The organism is Streptomyces sp. NBC_00212 (assembly GCF_045206365.1).
In the GTDB taxonomy this organism is placed as follows: Bacteria; Actinomycetota; Actinomycetes; order Streptomycetales; family Streptomycetaceae; genus Streptomyces.
Genome location: NZ_CP108115.1, coordinates 2813642 through 2834384 on the forward strand (window position 1 = coordinate 2813642; position 20743 = coordinate 2834384).

Here is a 20743-nt window from a genome sequence, read left to right on the forward strand (position 1 = left end):
CGTGCCCGTGCGCCCCACCGCCCCCGCCACAGACTCCGTATCCAGAACCCGACACCGGCTCTCCCTGATCCTCGCCGCCGCGCTCGCCGCCGGAACGCTCACCAGTTGCAGCAGCGGCTCGGGCAGCGACGCGAACACCGTGCGGATCGCGTACAACCGCTCCACCGACAACAAGATCCGCTTCAAGGACGCGTTCCTGGAGGACGTCAAGAAGCAGTTCGAGCAGGCGCACCCCGGCAAGAAGGTCGAGCTGGTGCCGATCCAGGCCGCCGACAACGACTACGCGGCCAAGGTCCAGCAGATGATGCGCTCGCCGAAGACCGCCCCGGACCTGGTGTACGAGGACACGTTCCGCATCAACTCCGACATCGGGGCGGGCTATCTGCGCCCGCTCGACGACTATCTGTCCCAGTGGGACATGTGGGGCCAGTTCGTCGACACCGCGAAGGCGGCGGCCAAGGCCGAGGACGGCAGGACGTACGGGGTGCCGGACGGCACGGACACCCGGGGCCTGTGGTTCAACAAGGAGATCTTCGCGAAGGCGGGCCTGCCCGCGAACTGGCAGCCCAAGAACTGGGCGGAGGTCCTCGACGCGGCGCGCACGGTGAAGCGAAAGGTCCCCGGCGTCATCCCGCTCAACGTCTACACGGGCAAGGCGGCCGGCGAGGCAGCGGCCATGCAGGGCTTCGAGATGCTGTTGTACGGGACCGGTCAGAGCCCGCTGTACGACCCGGCCGCCAAGAAGTGGGTGTCGGGCTCGCAGGGCTTCAAGGACGCCCTCGACTTCGTACGGACGGTGTACGCGGAGAAGCTCGGCCCGGACCCCTCGGACGCCCTCGACCCCAATGTGGGCACGCACCTGGCGACGGACTGGATGCCGAACGGCAAGCTGGCGATCGCGCTCGACGGCTCCTGGCTGGGCCAGAACTGGATCAACAAGGGCCCCAAGGAGTGGCCGTCCTGGTCGACCGCGCTGGGCCAGGCGCCGATGCCGACGCAGCACGGCCAGGCGCCGGGCAAGGTCTCCATGTCGGGCGGCTGGACCTGGGCGATCCCCGCGAAGGCGGGCAACCCCGACCTCGCCTTCGACTTCGTCAAGACGATGCAGACGAAGGAGAACGCGGTGAAGTGGGACGTCGCCGACGCCCAGATCGCGGTCCGCAGGGACGTGGCGGCCGACCCGACGTACCTGAACTCCATGCCGGGCATCACCTTCTTCACGGGCCTGGTCCCGTTCACGCACTACCGGCCCGCACTGCCCGTCTATCCGCAGGTGTCGACGGCGATCGGCGAGGCGATGGAGTCGGTGACGACCGGCGGCTCGGCGGCCTCGGCCGCGAAGGCGTACGACGACCAGCTCAAGTCGATTGTCCGGTGAGCCAGTTGAGCGCCTCGGCGGCTGTGACGGGCAGGCGGCGGACCCGCGCGGTGCGCTGGCTGCCGATCGCGCCCGCGACCCTGCTCCTGCTCCTTTTCCTGGCCGGGCCGATCGGCTACTGCGTCTACATCGCGTTCACGGACATGCAGCTGACCGGCTCCTCGGCGGTCGACTTCGTGGGCTTCGCGAACTTCCGGCGGGCATTCGCCGACCCCGCGTTCCGCAACGCGGTCTGGCTCACCCTCGTCTTCACCGTCCTGTCCTCGCTGGTCGGCCAGAACACGCTGGGCCTGGCGCTCGCCGCGCTGATGCGGCGGGCCTCGCGCCCGGTGCGGACGGTGACCGGGGCGCTGGTGATCACCGCCTGGGTGCTGCCGGAGATCGTGGCGGCCTTCCTCCTGTACGCCTTCTTCCGGCGCGAGGGCACCCTGAACGCGATCCTCGCCTGGCTCCATCTGCCCACCCAGAACTGGCTGTTCACGCTGCCGATCCTGGCGGTGTCGTTCGCGAACGTGTGGCGCGGCACCGCGTTCTCGATGCTGATCTACTCGGCCGCGCTCGCCGAGATCCCGAAGGACATCGAGGAGGCCGCGGAGGTCGACGGGGCGAGCGGGGCGCGCCGGTTCTGGCACATCACGCTGCCGATGATCCGCCGCTCGATCGGCACCAACCTGATGCTCAACACCCTCCAGACCCTTTCCGTGTTCGGCCTCATCTGGGCGATGACGCGCGGCGGCCCGGGCGACCGCAGCCAGACGCTGCCCGTGTTCATGTACGACCAGGCGTTCCTGAAGAGCCTGATCGGCTACGGCACGGCGGTCGCCCTGCTGCTGCTCCTGGTCGGCTCGCTGTTCTCGGTGGTCTATCTGCGGCTGATGAAGGTGGACGCGTGAGGGCCCGGCGATCGCGGCGCCGCACCCGGCAGCGGCTCGCCGCCGACGCGGCCCTGCTCGCGGTGGCCGCGGCCTTCGCGGTGCCGCTGCTCTGGCTGCTGCTCGCCTCCGTGGACACCCAGGCCGATCTGCGTGTACGGGTCCCGGGCTCGGCCACCCTGGACAACTTCTCGGCCGTCCTGACCCCGGACATCACGTTCAATCCGATGCTCAACAGCCTTCTCCTGTGCGGGAGTTCGACCCTTCTCACGGTCGCCTGCGCGGCGCTCGCGGCGTACCCGCTCTCGCGCTACCGCTCGCGCCTGGCCCGCCCGTACCTCCTGACCATCCTGTTCACGACATGTCTGCCGATCACGGCGATCATGGTTCCGGTGTACGGGCTCTTCGTGCAGGTGAACCTCATCGACACGATGTACGGCACGGCGCTCTTCCTCGCCACCTCCCAACTCCCGTTCGCCATCTGGCTGATGAAGAACTTCATGGACGGGGTGCCGATCACCCTGGAGGAGGCCGCCTGGACGGACGGCGCCTCGATGCCGCAGACGCTGGTGCGGGTGGTGCTGCCGCTGATGGGCCCCGGCGTGACCGTCGTGACGATCTACACCTTCATCATGCTGTGGGGGAACTTCTTCGTCCCCTTCATGCTGCTGCTCTCCCCCGACCAGCTGCCGGCCTCGGTCTCCATCTTCACGTTCTTCGGGAACTACGGCTCGGTGGTCTACGGCCAGCTCGCCGCCTTCTCGATCCTCTACTCGGCACCGGTGCTCCTGCTGTACGTCCTGATCGCGCGGCGGCTCGGAGGAGGTTTCGCGCTGGCCGGCGCGGTGAAGGGTTAGCGTTGGAGAGCACACGCTTACCCAACCCTTAGGTAACCCGGACGGCATCAAAACCGTACTTTCCTACAATTCACCTTCTTTGGTGGAACACACCGTAGTCAGATGTCACTTACCGTCCTACGGTGTGCGCGTGCACCCCACCCCACCCTTCAATGCCCTCGCGGCCCGCCGACTGCGGGAAGCCCTGGGCATGGCCCCCGGCCACGTCGCCTACGGCATGCGCGCCCAGTACGGCCTCCTGGTGTCGCCCGACACCGTGATGGCGTGGGAGCGGGGGCTCGCGGCGCCCGAGGCGCGGGAGCTGACCGCGCTCGCCGGCGTCCTGTGGTGCTCCCCCGGCGACCTCATGGCGGCCGCCTCGACCCTGCGCGAGCACCGCCTCGCGCGCGGCCTGTCCATCGACGACATGGCCCGACGGGTCGGTCTCGACGCGGGGGCGTACCGACGCATGGAGGACGCGGGGCGCTGGCGCGGCAACGAACGCCAGTCGGCGGCGCTTGCCGATCTGCTCCAGCTGCCGCTGCGCGACTACGTGACGGCCACCGGCCAGAACGCGGACCTCTCGGAGCTCCTGCGCAGCGCGGTCACCACCCGCTGGCAGGCCTACGTGAAGCCGACGGCGAAGCTGCTCCCGCTCTCGAAGCAGCAGCTGGAGCAGGTGCTCGACCAGTTGCACACCGAGTACCAGGAGAAGATGGTCGGCACGCTCAACTGGAACTCGGCCGCGGACACGGGCGACGCGGGCCGAGCCTTCCTGGACCGCATAGTGGACCGCTTCTGGGAACTGGCTCACGGCTAAGGGCCACAGGGGCGGGCCCGGGGACCTTCGACCCCCGGCATTGAGGGCCGAGGTCCTGCGGGGTCCGGCTAGAAGACGGACTCCGCCTCGTACATCCGGTTGTCCGGGACCGTCTTGAGGGTGGTCACGGCGTGAGCCAGCGGGGCCATGACGATGTCCGTGCCCCGCAGCGCGGTCATGTTGCCGAAGTCGCCGCGGTGCACGGCCTCCACCGCGTGCCAGCCGAAGCGCGTCGCGAGCACGCGGTCGTACGCGGTCGGCACGCCGCCGCGCTGGACGTGGCCGAGGATGACCGGGCGGGCCTCCTTGCCCAGGCGCCGCTCCAGTTCGACGGCGAGCCGGTTGCCGATGCCGGCGAAGCGCTCGTGGCCGTACTGGTCGATCGCGCCCTTCTCGTACGGCATCGAACCCTCGGCGGGGTGCGCGCCCTCGGCGACGCAGATGACGGCGAACTTCTTGCCGCGTGCGAAGCGCTCCTCGACCATCTTGACCAGGTCGTCGACCTCGAAGAGCCGCTCGGGCAGGCAGATGCCGTGGGCGCCGCCGGCCATGCCGGACTCCAGCGCGATCCAGCCCGCGTGCCGGCCCATGACCTCGACGACCATGACGCGCTGGTGCGATTCGGCGGTGGTCTTGAGGCGGTCGATGGCCTCGGTCGCCACGCCCACGGCGGTGTCGAAGCCGAAGGTGCGGTCGGTGGCGGAGATGTCGTTGTCGATGGTCTTGGGCACGCCGACGACGGGCATCCCCGCGTCGGACAGCATGCGGGCCGCGGTCAGCGTGCCCTCGCCGCCGATCGGGATGAGCGCGTCGATGCCGTAACGCTTCGCCAACTCGGCGCAGTTCTCGGACGCTTCGCGCAGCCGGTCGCGCTCCAGGCGGGCGGAGCCGAGGATGGTGCCGCCGCGGGCCAGGATGCCACTCACCGCGTTGAGGTCGAGCGGCCGGAAGTGACCGTCGAGCAGACCCTTGAACCCGTCCTCGAAACCGATGACTTCGTCGCCGTGGCCGACCACGGCTCGGTGCACGACCGACCGGATCACTGCGTTCAGGCCGGGGCAGTCGCCGCCTGCGGTGAGAACTCCGATGCGCATCGTGGTCAATCTCCTGCTTCGCTGGTCCAGGGACGTCACGCCCGAATCCCCCGTAACGTGAGCAATTCAGATTGTCCCACGCACCCTGGGCCACCCGCCCATCCAGCTACTCCGACCATGATGGACCGGGGGTCTTCCGACCCTCCCGCCGGGCCTTTCGTCCGGCGGGCGTCCTATCCATCCGCAGAGGTATTGTCAAGGGGGCAAGACCGCCCTATATGGACAATTTCCTGCAACGCAGAACAGGAGAGCACGCGTGACGCGCAGCGTGTACGTGACCGGGATCGACCGGGGAGACGGCCGCCAGGTCATCGAGCTGGGAGTCATGGAGCTCCTGACCCGCCAGGTGGACCGGGTCGGCGTCTTCCGCCCCCTGGTGCACGACGGACCGGACCGCCTGTTCGACCTGCTCCGCGCCCGCTACCGGCTGGCGCAGGACGCGGCCACCGTGTACGGGATGGACTACCACGAGGCGTCCGCGCTCCAGGCCGAGCAGGGTACCGACGAACTCGTCTCGCGGCTCGTCGACCGCTTCCACCAGGTGGCCCGCGACTACGAGGTCGTCCTGGTCCTCGGCACCGACTTCGCCGACACCCAGCTCCCCGACGAGCTGGCGCTCAACGCCCGGCTCGCCAACGAGTTCGGCGCCTCGGTGATACCCGTGGTCGGCGGCAAGGGCCAGACCGCCGAGTCCGTACGGGCCGAGGCGCGCAACGCGCACCGGGCCTACGACGGGCTCGGCTGCGACGTGCTCGCGATGGTGGTGAACCGGGTCGCCCCGGCCGACCGCCAGGAGATCGAGGAGCGCCTGAAGGCCCGCCTCCCCGTGCCCTGCTACGTCCTGCCGGACGAGCCCGCGCTCTCGGCGCCCACCGTCGCCCAGATCACCGCGGCCCTGGACGGCACGGTGCTGCTCGGCGACGACGCGGGGCTCGCGCGCGACGCCCTCGACTTCGTCTTCGGCGGCGCCATGCTGCCGAACTTCCTGAACGCCCTGACCCCGGGCTGCCTGGTCGTGACCCCGGGAGACCGCGCCGACCTGGTCGTCGGCTCGCTGGCCGCGCACAGCGCCGGCACCCCGCCGATCGCGGGCGTCCTTCTCACCCTCGACGAGCGGCCCGGCGAGGCGATCCTGACGCTCGCCGACCGGCTCGCGCCGGGCACCCCGGTGGTCGCGGTCAGCCACGGCTCCTTCCCCACCGCGCAGGAACTCTTCGCCCTGGAAGGGAAGTTGAACGCGGCGACCCCCCGCAAGGCGGAGACCGCGCTCGGTCTCTTCGAGCGGCACGTCGACACCGCCGACCTGCTGCGCCGGGTCTCGGTGGCCCGCAGCGGCCGGGTCACCCCGATGATGTTCGAGCACGTGCTCCTGGAACAGGCCCGCTCGAACCGCCGCCGGGTCGTGCTGCCCGAGGGCACCGAGGACCGGGTGCTGCGCGCGGCGGACGTGCTCCTTCGCCGGGACGTGTGCGAGCTGACGCTGCTCGGCGACGTCGAGGCGATCCGCAAGAAGGCCGCCGACCTCGGCATCGACGTCACCAAGTGCCAGATCATCGACCCGCAGACCTCCGAGCTGCGCCAGCGCTTCGCCGAGCGCTACGCCCAGCTGCGCGCCCACAAGGGCGTCACCGTGGAGCTGGCGTACGACGTGGTCGCGGACGTGAACTACTTCGGCACGCTGATGGTCCAGGAGGGCCTGGCCGACGGCATGGTGTCGGGCTCGGTGCACTCCACCGCCGCGACCATCCGCCCCGCCTTCGAGATCATCAAGACCAAGCCGGACGCCTCGATCGTCTCGTCCGTCTTCTTCATGTGCCTCGCCGACAAGGTGCTGGTGTACGGCGACTGCGCGGTCAACCCGGACCCGAACGCCGAGCAGCTCGCGGACATCGCGGTGCAGGCGGCCGCCACCGCCCAGCAGTTCGGCGTGGACCCGCGGATCGCGATGCTGTCGTACTCGACCGGCACCTCGGGCTCGGGCGCCGACGTGGACAAGGTGCGCGAGGCCACCAAGCTGGTGCGCGAGGCCCAGCCCGAGCTGCGCATCGAGGGGCCGATCCAGTACGACGCGGCCGTCGAGCCGTCGGTCGCCGCGACCAAGCTGCCGGAGTCGGAGGTGGCCGGGCAGGCGACCGTGCTGATCTTCCCGGACCTCAACACCGGCAACAACACCTACAAGGCCGTGCAGCGCTCGGCCGGCGCCGTGGCCGTGGGCCCGGTGCTCCAGGGTCTGCGCAAGCCGGTCAACGACCTGTCGCGCGGCGCCCTCGTCCAGGACATCGTCAACACCGTCGCCATCACGGCCATCCAGGCCCAGGCGCAGGAGCAGGAGGCCTCCGCATGACCACCGCCAACCAGGGCACCCGCGTCCTCGTCCTCAACTCCGGGTCCTCGTCGGTGAAGTACCAGCTCCTCGACATGTTCGACTCCTCGCGCCTCGCCGTCGGCCTGGTCGAGCGGATCGGCGAGGAGACCTCGCGGCTCAAGCACACCCCGTTGGCCACCGGTGGCGCCTCGCGCGAGCAGAACGGCCCGATCGCCGACCACGCGGCGGCGCTCAAGGCGGTCGCCGCGGAGCTCGCGGCCGACGGACTCGGCCTGGATTCCCCGGAGTTGGCGGCCATCGGCCACCGCGTCGTGCACGGCGGGCTGAAGTTCGGCGCGCCGACCGTGATCACGGACGAGGTCATGGCGGAGATCGAGCGCCTGGTGCCGGTCGCCCCGCTGCACAACCCGGCGAACATCACCGGCATCCGCACCGCCCAGGCGCTGCGCCCGGACCTGCCCCAGGTCGCCGTCTTCGACACCGCCTTCCACACGACGATGCCGGAGTCCGCGGCCCGGTACGCGATCGACGCGGCGACGGCGGACGAGTACCGCATCCGCCGCTACGGCTTCCACGGCACCTCGCACGCGTACGTGTCGCGGGAGACGGCGAAGCTGCTCGGCAAGGCGCCCGAGGACGTGAACGTGATCGTGCTGCACCTGGGCAACGGCGCCTCCGCCTCGGCGGTGCGCGGCGGCAGGTGCGTCGACACCTCGATGGGGCTCACCCCCCTCGAAGGCCTGGTCATGGGCACTCGTTCCGGTGACATCGACCCGGCGGTCACCTTCCATCTCAAGCGCGTCGCCGGAATGTCGGTGGACGACATCGACGTGCTGCTCAACAAGAAGAGCGGCCTGGTGGGCCTGTGCGGTGACAATGACATGCGGGAGATCCGTCGCCGCTGCGACGAGGGCGACGAGAAGGCACAACTCGCCTTCGACATCTACATTCACCGGCTGAAGAAGTACATAGGCGCCTATTACGCCGTGCTCGGCAAGGTCGACGCGATCGCGTTCACGGCGGGTGTCGGCGAGAACGCCGCCCCGGTCCGCGAGGCCGCGGTCGCCGGTCTGGAGGAGCTGGGCCTGGCGGTGGACGGCGAGCTCAACGCCGTACGGTCCGACCGGCCGAGGCTGATCTCCCCGGAGTACGCCCGGGTCGCGGTGGCCGTGGTGCCGACGGACGAGGAGCTGGAAATCGCCCAGCAGACGTATGCCCTGGTGACTCCGGCGCTGAATTCCTGACCGGATTTCCGGTTTGCCTGGACGACACCTGAGCGTCATCCCGCCCATTTGTACATTCCACCAGACGGAATATTCCGCAGCGAAACAAACCGATAGGATCCGCCTTATGCGCCGTTCCAAAATCGTCTGCACACTGGGCCCCGCCGTCGACTCTCATGAGCAGCTCGTCGCTCTGATCGAGGCCGGCATGAGCGTGGCCCGCTTCAACTTCAGCCACGGCTCCCAGGCCGAGCACCAGGCCCGTTACGACCGGGTCCGCAAGGCCGCCGAGGAGACGGGCCGCGCGGTGGGCGTGCTCGCCGACCTCCAGGGCCCCAAGATCCGGCTGGCGAAATTCGCCGAGGGGCCGGTCGAATTGGTCCGGGGTGACGAGTTCACCATCACCGCCGAGGACGTCCCGGGCGACAAGTCGATCTGCGGCACCACCTACAAGGGCCTGCCGGGCGACGTCGTCAAGGGCGACCCGATTCTGATCAACGACGGCAACGTCGAGCTCAAGGTCGTCGCGGTCGACGGCCCCCGGGTGAAGACGATCGTCATCGAGGGCGGTGTCATCTCCGACCACAAGGGCATCAACCTGCCCGGTGCGGCGGTCAACGTCCCGGCGCTGTCCGAGAAGGACATCGAGGACCTGCGGTTCGCCCTGCGGATGGGCTGCGACCTGGTCGCGCTCTCCTTCGTGCGCGACGCCGACGACGTCAAGGACGTCCACAAGGTCATGGACGAGGTCGGCCGCCGCGTGCCGGTCATCGCCAAGGTCGAGAAGCCGCAGGCCGTCGCCAACATGGAGGGCGTCGTCGCCGCCTTCGACGGTGTGATGGTGGCCCGTGGCGACCTCGCCGTCGAGTACCCGCTTGAGAAGGTCCCGATGGTGCAGAAGCGCCTCGTGGAGCTCTGCCGCCGCAACGCCAAGCCGGTGATCGTCGCGACCCAGATGATGGAGTCGATGATCACCAACTCGCGGCCGACCCGCGCCGAGGCGTCCGACGTCGCCAACGCGATCCTGGACGGCGCGGACGCGGTCATGCTGTCCGCCGAGTCCTCGGTGGGTGCGTACCCGATCGAGACGGTCAAGACGATGTCGAAGATCGTCGAGGCGGCCGAGGAGGAGCTCCTGTCCAAGGGCCTCCAGCCGCTGGTGCCGGGCAAGAAGCCGCGCACGCAGGGCGGTTCGGTGGCCCGCGCCGCCTGCGAGATCGCGGACTTCCTGGACGGCAAGGCGCTGGTCGCGTTCACCAAGTCCGGCGACACGGCCCGCCGCCTGTCCCGCTACCGCACCTGCCAGCCGATCCTCGCGTTCACCACGGACCCGAGCACCCGCAACCAGCTCGCGCTGAGCTGGGGCGTCGAGACCCACGTCGTCCCGCACGTGGACTCCACCGACGCGATGGTCGACCTGGTCGACGCCGAGCTGCTCAAGCTGAAGCGCTACAACAAGGGCGACACCATGGTCATCACGGCCGGTTCGCCCCCCGGCATCCCCGGCACCACCAACATGGTCCGGGTGCACCACCTGGGCGGCGGCGAGAAGGAATAGCCGTCGGCCGTACGTCCTTGGAGGGCGGCATCCCGTCGCGTACGGGTGCCGCCCTCCGGCGTACCCGCGCCGAGCCGCACGGATCCGGCGTGCGGGCCACACCCGTGTGTCCGGGACCGGACGGGCTGGCGCGCTTGTCCGTTCCATGAACAAGGCGTGGCAAATTCCACGGGCGGACGAGTCAATTCCGTGACAACTCCTGGGGTACGTTCTCGTGCATGCGTCTTCCCATATCGCCGCAGGTCCGGCGCGCACTCGTGGCGCTCACCGCCACCGCGGTCACCGCGGGCACCGCCGTCGGTCCGGCCGTGGCGAGCGGTCACCCCGCGAAGCCGCCCAAGTCGGCGACGCCGGGGGCACCCGGCGGCGAGGCGAAGAAGGAGCCGCCGGCCGGCATGTCGCAGGCGGGCGGCGCGCAGTTGGGCAAGCCGGGTGATCAAGTGGGCGCGGGCGCACCGGCCTTGCCCCCCGGCCTCTCCGCGCTCTCCTGGGTCGTGGCGGACGCCGACACCGGCCAGGTCCTCGCGGCGAAGAACGCGCACTGGCCGCTCCCCCCGGCCAGCACCCTGAAGATGCTCTTCGCGGACACCGTGCTGCCCGGGGTGCCGCACGACGCGAGCCGCAAGGTCAGCGACGAGGACCTCAAGGGCATGGGCGACGGCAGCAGCGCGGTCGGCATCGTGCCCGGCCAGACGTACAAGGTGCCCGACCTGTGGCGCGGGGTGTTCCTGCGCTCGGGCAACGACGCGGTGCACGTCCTCGCCGCGATGCACGGCGGCGTGGACAAGACCGTCGCCGACATGCAGAAGAAGGCCGAGGGCCTCGGCGCCAAGGACACCCACGTACTGAGCCCGGACGGCTACGACGCCCCGGGCCAGGTCTCATCGGCGTACGACCTGGCCCTGTTCCTGCGCTCGGGCCTGAAGAACAAGGACTTCAAGGAGTACTGCGGCACGGCCTCGGCCGACTTCCCCGGCGGCCCCAACACCAAGGGCAAGCCGTTCGGGATCTCCAACACCAACCGCCTGCTGTCCGGCATCGAGGGCGTCGCCAAGTACCCCGGCCTGATCGGCGGCAAGAACGGCTACACCACCAACGCGGGCAACACCCTGGCCGAGGCGGCCCAGCGCGACGGCCACACCCTGGTGGTGACGGTGATGAACCCGCAGGAGAACAAGCGCGACGAGGTCTACACCGAGATGCGCCAGCTCCTGGACTGGGGCTTCACGGCGGTCGGCAGGGCCACCCCGGTCGGCACCCTCGACCAGGCCCTGCCGTCCGCCCCGGCCGACGGCAAGGGCGGCTCGGCGACCGGCGCCGCGGCCGGCTCGTCCGACTCGGGCCTCGGCGCGCTCGGCTGGACCGGCATCGGCGCGGCCGTGGTCGTGGCGGGCGGCGCGGGCGTCCTGTTCCTGACCCGCCGCAGGAAGGCGAGGTCTCAGACCGACGCGGTGATCTGAGCCGGGGTCCCCGCGCCCAGCATCCAGTCGATGACCTGGGCGGCCGTGTACGGGCGGCCGTCCGGGCTGATGTCGTCGAGGAACCCGAGGTCCTGCCCGATGGTGACGACGGGCGGCTCGCTCACCCCGCGGGGCCTGCGCTGCCCGAGCCCCACGGTCGCGAGCAGCCCGTTGCACAGACACACCCGCCCGGCGGTGTCCACGGCGTCACCGCCCTTGCGTACGTACGCGGCGATCGGCTCAGCGGCACAGCGGTAGACGAGCTCCCCGCTCGTCGCGCGGGCCGGCGTGCGCAGATAGCCGAGGTCGCACACGGGCCGCCTGGCCGCCCGTACCGACTCCTCCGACAGGGTCCCGGGAAGCTCGGCCACCTTGAACGGGAAGGCCGTCGGCGAGGCACGCGGGTCGTTGCGCACCCGCAGCGTCCCGGCCCGGGCCCGCCCCCTCAACTCGGTTCGCAGATCGTCCCGCAGGCCCGACTCCTCGCAGAGCGCGAACACGCTGCCGAGCTGCACCCCGACGGCCCCGAGCGCCCGCGCCCCGGCCAGCCGCTCGGGATGCGCGGCTCCGCCCGCGAGCCAGAACGGGATGCCGAGGGCCGCGACCTTGGCGAGGTCGGGATGATCGCGCGGCCCGTACACGGGCTCGCCCCCCGCATCCAGCGAGAGCTTCCCGCGCGGCGGGGCACTGTGCCCGCCGGCCAGGTGCGTCTCGATGACGAACCCGTCGGGCCGGGTCGCCGGATCCCGCACGAGGTAGGAGGCGAGGACAGGCAGCGAGACGATGGCAAGCACGTCGGGACGCTTCAACTGGAGCGCCTGTTCCGGGAGTTGGGCCATGAGCCCACCCCGCGGATCGAAGGTAAACGGAAGCGCTTCCTCGCCCCCATCCACACCGACCAGGGTGGTGACGGGCTCCGCGCGGGCGAGTCGGGACGCGAGGGCGGGGATCTGCCCGGGGATCCCGGCGCCGACCAGAACGTGGTCGACCCCGGCGAGCATCGCGCCGAACAGGGCGGGCGCCGTGGCGAGCTGGATCTTCGCGAGGTAGTTGACCCCGACGGGCCCGTCGTGGCCCTCCTTGGCGAGCCACACCTCGACGAAGTTGCCGAGCACGGTGAGGAGTTCGGCGTGCTCGCCCCGGTCGACCCGCAGCCGGGCCATGGCCCGCATCCGCTCGCCGGGCGCGAGCCCGCCCTCGACGAAGTACCGGTCGACGACGTACGCGGCTGCCTGCGGCACGGGGAACGCGGCGAGCGCCCGCCGCATGTGCCCGCCGGGATCCCCGAGCTGGAGCCTGCGCGCGAGCACGCCATCGAGCGCGGTCCCCGACACCACCCCGAGCTGCCCACCCCCCGCCACAGCCCGCGCAAGCCGCCACCCGGACACGGCTACGCCCATGCCGCCCTGGATGAGCGGGGGGTGGGTGCGGCGGGGTGTGGGCATGCTGGATCCGTTCGTCGGGGCGGCACGTCGGGGCCGTACGAGGTGTCCGGGGTACGCAACCTACGGGGCCGTAGGTTCCTGCTCCCGAGTCTCGACCACCCCCGCCCCCTGTCACCCCGCCGAAGGTCCCTACTTGGAGTGCCGGGAGGCCTCGGCTCCCGCGAGGAATTGGGCCCGGCCGAGGGCCGGGTGACCGCTTGCCGTCGTAGACGGGGGCAGGAACAAACTGCCGTCACGGCCTTCTATTGGCACCCTCAACTGAGGTGCCACAGCGCATAACCGGCGATCACGAGGACCAACCCGGCAGCGGTGAGGACAGCACCGAGGAGGCGGTGGTACCAAGGCTGGGCCCACATCGTCCCCGAGGACACCCCGCCAAGCTGCATGGCATGCCGCTGCCGAATGGCCTCGGCCCGCCGCACCGCGATCCCTCGTACATTGAACGCCCAATTCACACCACACCACAGCGCGGCAAGCCCGCCGACCACAAAAATCCCGACGATCACGGGCGACGGCCCGTTTGACCCTAGGGAAAGGGTGGCTCCCTGGATCACGACGTTCCCCTGTCGCCGCCGGCACCCCAAACAGCGTCCAGATCCTCACATCGGACAGTGATCGCCGCATCGGTCAATGCGATTTCGTGGATGCATCCTCCATTGTCCGGGAGGATTTCATCGAGCAGGACGGTATCCGCCTGCATCCAGTCGATCGAATGCTCGTAGTCGATCGAGAAGTGAGCAACCTTCGCGTACCGAATACTAAGACCCGCTTCATGCTTCCACTGATTGCCGGTGAATTCGAGGGTGAGCGTTCCACTCTTGTCCGTCGCCACATGGATGCCAGCCAGCTCCAGATCCTTCACACAACGGCTGCTCCCCATGCTGTAGTGCCCGGCGTCGGACGCGAACGCCCTCGCACCTGGAGGCAGCTCCTCCTGGATCCGGGGCAACTCGGCCAAGTAGGCAGTCGAATCCAGGAAGAATCCGTTCAGTTCGGGGTCCCAATCAGCCTTCACGAATTTCATTTGCATCCTTCTGCTGCGAGGCGAGGCCTCTGCCATTTTTCTCCACTGATGTCCTCGGTGCCCTTCGGCCCAATTCGACCGGTCTTTCTCAGAGTGTCGATGGCTCGCCCCTTGAGCGCATTCTCCACACTGGCCGGCACCTGGACATCTGCCGCCGTCGTACCGTGCTTGTTGAACCATCCGTCGCTGCCGAAAATACCGACCTCGCGACCGGATTTATCGTATACGTGGACCTCGAAATCGGTTCCCTTCGTGCCCTCCTGCCACATGTCCAACCGGCCTCGGTAGCCCGCTCCGAGGTCCAGAGGATCCTTCGGACCCCGTGCAGCAAGTCCGAGCGGGTCGCTCCAACCGAGCGGGTCCGCCACATAGGCATGGTGATTGGGGGCCGGCTCCAAACCGAGTGGATCCGGGCTGGCGTACCGAGCGGTTTCGGGGTCGTAATGCCTGAAATAGTTGTAGCTCAGGCCCGTTTCAGGGTCGTCGAACTGGCCGGGAAAGCGCAGGGGGCAGTCGATCTCAGCGGCATCCGCAGGAGACGGAAGATGCGTTCCCCACACACTCGTGCGGCGCTGCCAGGACAACCTGCCCTCAGGCGACACCAATTCAGCCGGAGTGCCGACAGCGTCGGTAATGATCGCGTGGAATCGGGTCGCACAGCCCACCGCCGAGTCATCGGCCAGCGTCGAGAGGAAGGACACTCCCGCCTCTCGGAGTGTCGGCTTGTGGTCGGTCTGGGTGAGAGGGCGGTGGGTGCCCGGCTCATAGTCCCAGGTGGTGAACCTGCCGTCGGGCGTGCTCTGTTCGGCGAGCCGGGTGTCGTCCCAGGTGAACTGCGTGCGCTCGATGGTCGAGCCGTCCTCTGCCACCCGGTGCTTCGAGATGCGGCGTCCGAGAGGGTCGTACATGTACCGCCAACGTGCGCCGCCGGGCGTGGCGGCCTCCGTCAGGCGGTCCTCGGCGTTCCAGGAGTACGTCCATGTCCGCCGCTGTCCGTTGAGAAGCTTGCGGATCCTGCGGATCAGGCGGCCCTGTGCGTCGTGCTCGTACGTCGTGCGGCCGGCTCGGCGTATGAGGGTGCCGCCGAACTCGCGGCCGCCGGCGGACTCGTGGGCGGGGGCGGTTGCGTGCGACAGGTTGCCCATCGTGTCGTACGCGTACGTCTCGGCCCAGCCATGGGCTCGGACGCCTGTGACTCGACCCATGGCGTCCACGTCGAGCTTCCGGGTTCCCGAGGTGAGTTCGCGGATCTCGGTCAGGTAGCCGTCCGCACGGTAGGTGTACGCACGGTGTTGGAGGAGGCGGTCAGCCTCGACACCTCCCGTCTGCAGAGACTGGACTGTGAGCCGGTCGGTCGCATCCCAGATCTGGTGGAGCACCACATCGCTGCCTATGCGGCGTTCGTTCTCGCGCCCCGAGGCGTCGTAGGAAAAAGCCAACTCGCCGTGTTTCGAGCGTAGTTGTGTGGGGCGTCCAGCCGCATCGCAGGCCCACTCGGACACCAGGCCCGAGGGGGTGACCCGGCGGACGCGCCGCCCCAGCGGGTCATATGCGAAGGCCGTCGTTCGGCCGTTGACGGTCTCGGCGAGTTCACGGCCGAGCGCATCGCGCCGGGTGACCACATCGGCGTCCGCGTTGACCGCGCGGACGAGCTCACCCGTCGCGTCGTACTCGTACGAGGTCACCTCGCCCTCGTCCGACCGCTGCTCCGTGACGCGTCCCATCGCGTCCCGGCTGAACCGCAGCGCCTCGCCCGCCCCGTTCGTGCGGGACACCAGGGCGCCCGTCGCATCGTGCGCGTAGGACAAACTGCGGCCGTTGAAGTCCCTCTCGGCGACCAGCCGACCCGCCTCGTCATAGGCGTACGACCAGGTCAGGCCCTGCGGGTTCGTGACTTCGGTCAGGCGGAGCTCGGTGTCGTAGGCGAAGGCGTAGGTCGTGCCGTCGGGGTCGGTGCGGGTAGCCGGTACGTCGAAGGGGCCCACCTCGTGGCTGGTCAGGTTACCCACTGCGTCGGTGTGGGTGAGGAGGTTGCCCTCGCCGTCCCACGTCCACGACTCCCGGCTGCCGTCGGCGTGTTCGTGCCACCCCGGCTTGCCCTCGGCCGTCCAGCCCATGCGGACCACGTGGCCCATCGGGTCGGTCGCCTCCACGACCCGGCCCCAGGCGTCACGGCGCACGGCCGTGGTGTGGCCCAGCTCGTCGGTCACCGCCAGCGGGAGTCCGGCCGCGTTCGGTATGACCGTCCGGGTGTGGCCGAGGGCATCGGTCACGGCGACCAGATGCCCGGACTCGTCGTAGGCGCAACGGGTTTCGGCGCCGAGTGGGTCCGTCGTCGTGAGCAGGTTTCCGGCGGCGTCGTACGTGTGGCGCCAGGTGGCGCCACCTGGGTCGATGACCTCGACCGGCTTTCCGAGGGCGTTGTAGGCGGCCCGCGCGACGGACCGGTCGGGCAGGGTGAGTTCGATGAGGGCGCCGGACTCGTCGTAGACGTAACGCGTGGTCCGTCCCAGCGCGTCCGTGATCGTCAGCGGCTTGTCGCCGCGCTCGTCCCAGTCGGTGCGGGTGGTGTGGCCGAGCGGGCTGGTCTCCTCGACGACCAGGCCCTCAGCGTTGTAGCGGTGGGTCGAGCGGCGGCTCAAGGAGTCCGTGTAGGTCGTGGTACGGGCGGTCTCGTCGTACGTCAGCGAGCCCGACAGAATGCCGTCAACACCCTCGGTGCGCACGACTCGGCCGCGTTGGTCGTAGACGTACGAGAACCAAGTCCCGTTGCGATCCGTCCACTTGGTGATTCGGCCCTGATCGTCGTACGCGTACTTCAGCGGCTCGCCCGAAGAGTTGATCACCTCGGTGAGGTTGCCCTCCTCGTCGTAGCCGTAGGTCATCACCACCGTTCCGGCATCCGACGGCACATCCCGTGCCTCGTAGGCGGACGGCGCTTCGTCCAAGAGGCGCAGGGCCATGATGCGGCGACCACGCGTGTCCACGGCGAGGTAGTAGCCGCCGCTGTGGCGCAGGCCGACGGGTATGCCCTCCCCGGAGCGTTCGATGTCGATGCGCGCGCCGTTACGGTCTTGCCAGCTGTCCACCGGCAGCCGGAAGACTCCGAAGGTGTCGGTGGGCAGCGGTGTGCCGAAGCTGCGGACCACCCCTGTGTCGGGGTCGGTCACGGTCATGACACCGTCGGGCTTGCCGTCCCATTCCAGCGGCCAGCGGGCGCCCTTGGCCGGCAGCACCGGCTCGGCCGCCTTCGGCACCGGGTACACCAGGCGCATACCGTCGGCGGCGGCGAACACCACTCCCTCGCCGTCGATCTGAAGGCACTCGTCGAGGCTTGATATCCACGTCGGGCCGAAGCACGTACCCGCTCGGTACGAGGACAGGTGGGTGCGAGTGAAGACAAGGGGCAGCGCGCCGGGCAGGCTCAGGTCGGTCTGGGTCATCAGCATCGCGCCGGTGGCGACGTCGATGGGCTCGCCGACGCACGGGGTGCGGTCTGCCTGCCGGGCTGCGGGCCCCAGTTCGACCAGGTCGGGACGGAGTGAAGGCGGGCGCAGCATGAAGGGGGTCGGGTTGCTGAAGGCTCCCTCGACTCCGGCCTTCAGGACGCCGCTGCCCGCACCGAGCGCGCCGCCGTAGATCATGCCGTCCTTGGCGGCCTGGTTGATCTCGTCCAGGCTCAGGCCCTTCTGCTGGCCCGTGGCGATCTTCAGGGGCTGGGCGACCGCGAGGTCGACGGTGACCGATTCGATTCCGCCGAAGGCGGCGGCCACCAGGGTCCCTGCCGCGATTTCGGCGACGGTGGCGGAGACCGCGACACCAAGAGTGCTGCCGAGTTCGATGATGGCATCGGCGGCAGCGGCCGCTGCACCCGAGGCCAGGCCCGCGGTGAGGAAGGCCACGGCGACGCCGCCCGCGATCACGGCCGCATCGATCCCGATCTGAATCCAGAGCTTGTGGATGGCGTGATCGACGGCGTCGGCGAACTTGTCCAGCGCCTCCGCCATCTTGCGAGCCGACTTGGAGAGGTCGCTCAGCCACCCCGCATTGCCGTCCTTGGCGTACCGGCCCCAGAAGATCTCAAACGCATCGATCGCCTCACCCTTGTTGTTGTGGATGAGAGCGGACGCCGCGTTGTTCACCGGCGTCCGTACGTCGTCGACCGCGTCGGCGAAGGTGCGCCAGGCGTCGGCGGCGTGCCGTAGGGTGCCGGAATTGGCGTCCGGCCACCACATCCCCAGCTTGAGCAGGATCTTCTTGGCCTCGTCCTCGACACTCACTCGGAATCATCGCCGTCCGTGGCGTCGACCGGCTTCTTGATCTTCGTGAAGATCCCGGCGATCAACTGGTCGTTGTCCACGTGTCCGTCGGACATGTCGACCATCGCCTCATGAATGCTGACCAGGCCTAGCACCAGGGTGCCCGCCGCCCGCTCGATGACCTTCTGCTGGGGCGCGTACGCGTCGTGGAACGCCTTGCCCTGGTCGTCGTCGCCCCACGGCGCGCCGAATCCGTCGAGGGCGTGAACGAGGTTGGTCAGCGCCGTGCTCAGGTTCGTGGCCTGCTCGTGGAAGACCGGCGCGGTGAGTTTCACATCCGCGATCTTGATGTCCAGAACCTTGCCGTCGTCGCCCATCCGGCACTCCCCCGCTTTCCCCGCTGCCCGCCCGAACCTTCCCGACCCTAGGAGCGAGAGGTAAAGGGAACCCCAATCAATCTCCACATGGAAGCAATGGATCCGCTGGGCGAGCGATGACACAGCCGTGGCCCGCACCCCCGAGGGGTGCGGGCCACGGCTCAACTGCGGCTCCCGGATGGGCACTTGGGGTGGCCAGGGCTACGACGGGTTGCCGTTCGTGACGTAGTTGTGGAGGCCCGGGACGGTCAGGGTGCCGCCGAACTGGCCTGCCTGACGGACCGTCACATTGGTGAAGAAGGCGAACGGGACGTTCAGCGGCGGCGGGGTGGCCGGGCTGAAGGTGATCGGGATGAGGCCGAAGAGGTTGCCCTTCAGCTCCTCCGTGTACATCGTCACCGTGCCGTTGCGGATCGTCGAGGTCGAGCCGGAGCGGGCCACGACGTGGGCGGTGGTGGGCGAGCCGCCCACCTCGGGCCCGTACACCTGCTGGTCCAGGTCCTTGATGTCCACGGACGAGGCCGTGAACTTGAGGACCTTCTTGGTGGTGTCGCCGGCCTTGACCTCGACGATGCCCTCGTAGTTCAGACCGCTCAGGGTGAGCATCGAGCTCTTGAGGATCCAGGGCTGCGTGGGCAGCGTCGGGACTCCGCTGTCCTGCTTGGCCGCGGCGAGCGCCTTCGGGTCGGCGGTCGGGCAGGGGAAGGCGGGCTTGGCACCGTCGGGGATGGCGGTGTCCTTCTTGGGGTCCAACCCCTTTGCCGCGTCCGGGAGTTCGGCGACCTTCTGGCCCGCCTCGTCGGCCGCCTTCTTGATCGCGTCCGCCGTCTTGTCGACCGGCTTGCCCTCGGTGGTGGCGGGCTTGGACGCCTTCGTGGACGGCTTGGGCGCGGCCGTGCTCGCCGACGGCTTCGGCGCGGGGGCCGTCGACGTGCTCGCGGTGGGCGCCGGGCTCGGCGTGTCGTGGATGCCGAACAGACCCTTGAGCGCGTCACCCAGACCCAGCGGGTCGAGCGGGTTGGTCGTCTTGGCGGGCGGCGGGGTCGCGGCCGTCTTCGCCGGAGCGTCCGCCGCGGACGGCTTGGCAGCGGGCTGGGCCGGCTTCAGGAGCTTGTCGACGGTGTCCCCGGCCGAACCCGAGGCCGTGGGCGTGGGCGTCTTGGACTTCGACGCGTTGTCGTCCGACTTCGTGTCGTCCGACTTCGCCGCCGACGGACTCGGCGAGGCCTTGCCCGACGCGCTGCTCGACGGGCTCGGCGAGCCCGAGGGGCTGTCCGAGCGGGTCACACAGGGGCCGGGGGCGAACGGGATGTCCGTCTTGTCGTCGGCCATCGCGAGCTTGGGCGTGAGGCTCATGCCGACCAGGACGGCCGTGGGCATGGCGGCGAGCGCCATCGCCTTGCCCGCGGGCATCTGCCACTTGGTCAGGAGCGACTTCCTCGGGGCCGCGTGGCGCGGCCCTCTTCTTTCCCGCGGGTCGCCGCCTCCGGTCGAGTCCAGCTGCGTCTCGTCACCCCGCACTGTTCCTCCCGCCGTTGGCGTCAACTGTCGTATCGGTTGCGGCGGTTCCCGGCTGTCCTTCACGCGGGCCGGGCACGGTCTCGTCGCCCGCGGAGGGCGCGGGGCCCTCGGGCGCCGGACCGGCGGCCGGCGCGGCCGGCCCCTTGGCCTTGCTGGGCACCCACGCCACGGAGAGCGCGCCGCCGAGCATCGCGAGCAGGAAGCCGATGACGAAGCCGCCGATATTGGCCACGGGCAGGGAGATCAGCGCGAGCAGGATGGCCGCGACACCCGCGAACGTCCGCACCACGCTGTGGAACCACATGGTCAGACCGAGCGTGACCAGCAGGACGCCGATGATCAGCGAACCGGCACCGGCGGTCGTGGACATGGCCAGCGTGACGTTGCCGAGGTGCATGTTGGCGTACGGGAAGTACGCGATGGGCACGCCGCCGGCCATCGTGAACAGACCCGCCCAGAACGGGCGACTGCCCCGCCAGGCCCGGAAACGAAGACGCCAGTACTGGAAGTCGCGGGAACCCGTGGTCTCGGCGCTCATGGAAAACAGCTC

General features: G+C 69.6%; 16 protein-coding genes. 8 read left to right on the forward strand and 8 right to left on the reverse strand.

Annotation, left to right across the window (positions count from 1 at the left end; translation table 11 throughout):
* Positions 1 to 7 precede the first annotated feature (7 nt).
* From OHA17_RS12600 to OHA17_RS12615, 4 genes are all read left to right on the forward strand, one after another.
* On the forward strand, positions 8 to 1378 hold the full coding sequence (locus tag OHA17_RS12600; protein ID WP_406506655.1) for an extracellular solute-binding protein: 1371 nt from the start codon (positions 8 to 10) through the stop codon (positions 1376 to 1378).
* Entirely contained in the window at positions 1375 to 2271 is an 897-nt protein-coding gene (locus tag OHA17_RS12605; RefSeq protein WP_406506657.1) for a carbohydrate ABC transporter permease, read from the forward strand. The genes OHA17_RS12600 and OHA17_RS12605 overlap by 4 nt, the downstream gene beginning before the upstream one ends.
* Positions 2268 to 3107 (forward strand): carbohydrate ABC transporter permease, encoded by an 840-nt coding sequence (locus tag OHA17_RS12610; protein WP_406506659.1) that lies wholly within the window; start codon positions 2268 to 2270, stop codon positions 3105 to 3107. The genes OHA17_RS12605 and OHA17_RS12610 overlap by 4 nt, the downstream gene beginning before the upstream one ends.
* A 130-nt stretch (positions 3108 to 3237) precedes the next feature.
* Positions 3238 to 3906 carry a helix-turn-helix domain-containing protein gene (locus OHA17_RS12615; RefSeq protein ID WP_398879307.1) on the forward strand — a complete coding sequence of 223 codons (669 nt, stop codon included), beginning with the start codon at positions 3238 to 3240 and terminating at the stop codon, positions 3904 to 3906.
* A 68-nt stretch (positions 3907 to 3974) separates the two neighbouring features.
* On the opposite strand, the gene OHA17_RS12620 is transcribed toward OHA17_RS12615, so the two are convergent.
* Complete coding sequence (locus OHA17_RS12620; RefSeq protein WP_189963778.1) at positions 3975 to 5000, reverse strand: ATP-dependent 6-phosphofructokinase; 1026 nt, start codon at positions 4998 to 5000, stop codon at positions 3975 to 3977.
* Between the two features lie 256 nt (positions 5001 to 5256).
* Here OHA17_RS12620 and pta point away from each other — a divergent pair, with 256 nt between their 5' ends.
* The 4 genes from pta to OHA17_RS12640 all read left to right on the forward strand — a co-directional run bounded on the left by pta (position 5257) and on the right by OHA17_RS12640 (position 11567).
* Positions 5257 to 7344, forward strand: a complete 2088-nt coding sequence (pta, locus tag OHA17_RS12625; protein ID WP_406506662.1) for a phosphate acetyltransferase — start codon at positions 5257 to 5259, stop codon at positions 7342 to 7344.
* Entirely contained in the window at positions 7341 to 8570 is a 1230-nt protein-coding gene (locus tag OHA17_RS12630; RefSeq protein WP_406506664.1) for an acetate kinase, read from the forward strand. Before pta ends, OHA17_RS12630 begins: the two co-directional genes overlap by 4 nt.
* A 106-nt stretch (positions 8571 to 8676) precedes the next feature.
* Positions 8677 to 10107: a pyruvate kinase gene (pyk, locus tag OHA17_RS12635; RefSeq protein ID WP_406506666.1), complete on the forward strand. Its 1431-nt coding sequence runs from the start codon at positions 8677 to 8679 to the stop codon at positions 10105 to 10107.
* A gap of 218 nt (positions 10108 to 10325) precedes the next feature.
* Positions 10326 to 11567 (forward strand): D-alanyl-D-alanine carboxypeptidase family protein, encoded by a 1242-nt coding sequence (locus OHA17_RS12640; protein WP_406506668.1) that lies wholly within the window; start codon positions 10326 to 10328, stop codon positions 11565 to 11567.
* Here OHA17_RS12640 and OHA17_RS12645 read toward each other — a convergent pair.
* The 7 genes from OHA17_RS12645 to OHA17_RS12675 form a co-directional block, all read right to left on the reverse strand.
* Entirely contained in the window at positions 11546 to 13012 is a 1467-nt protein-coding gene (locus tag OHA17_RS12645; protein WP_406506670.1) for a hypothetical protein, read from the reverse strand. The genes OHA17_RS12640 and OHA17_RS12645 overlap by 22 nt on opposite strands.
* 254 nt (positions 13013 to 13266) lie before the next feature.
* Positions 13267 to 13566, reverse strand: a complete 300-nt coding sequence (locus OHA17_RS12650; RefSeq protein ID WP_406506672.1) for a hypothetical protein — start codon at positions 13564 to 13566, stop codon at positions 13267 to 13269.
* Positions 13563 to 14036, reverse strand: a complete 474-nt coding sequence (locus tag OHA17_RS12655; RefSeq protein ID WP_406506674.1) for a hypothetical protein — start codon at positions 14034 to 14036, stop codon at positions 13563 to 13565. Before OHA17_RS12655 ends, OHA17_RS12650 begins: the two co-directional genes overlap by 4 nt.
* Positions 14033 to 18316: a DUF6531 domain-containing protein gene (locus OHA17_RS12660; RefSeq protein ID WP_406506676.1), complete on the reverse strand. Its 4284-nt coding sequence runs from the start codon at positions 18314 to 18316 to the stop codon at positions 14033 to 14035. The genes OHA17_RS12655 and OHA17_RS12660 overlap by 4 nt, the downstream gene beginning before the upstream one ends.
* The gene (locus OHA17_RS12665; RefSeq protein WP_344376672.1) at positions 18313 to 18672 is read right to left on the reverse strand and encodes a hypothetical protein; all 360 of its coding nucleotides are present in this window, start codon (positions 18670 to 18672) and stop codon (positions 18313 to 18315) included. The genes OHA17_RS12660 and OHA17_RS12665 overlap by 4 nt, the downstream gene beginning before the upstream one ends.
* Positions 18673 to 18873: 201 nt before the next feature.
* Complete coding sequence (locus tag OHA17_RS12670; protein WP_406506678.1) at positions 18874 to 20193, reverse strand: hypothetical protein; 1320 nt, start codon at positions 20191 to 20193, stop codon at positions 18874 to 18876.
* Positions 20183 to 20731, reverse strand: coding sequence for a DUF6114 domain-containing protein (locus tag OHA17_RS12675; protein ID WP_406506680.1), 549 nt, complete (start codon positions 20729 to 20731; stop codon positions 20183 to 20185). The genes OHA17_RS12670 and OHA17_RS12675 overlap by 11 nt, the downstream gene beginning before the upstream one ends.
* Between the last annotated feature and the right edge of the window lie 12 nt (positions 20732 to 20743).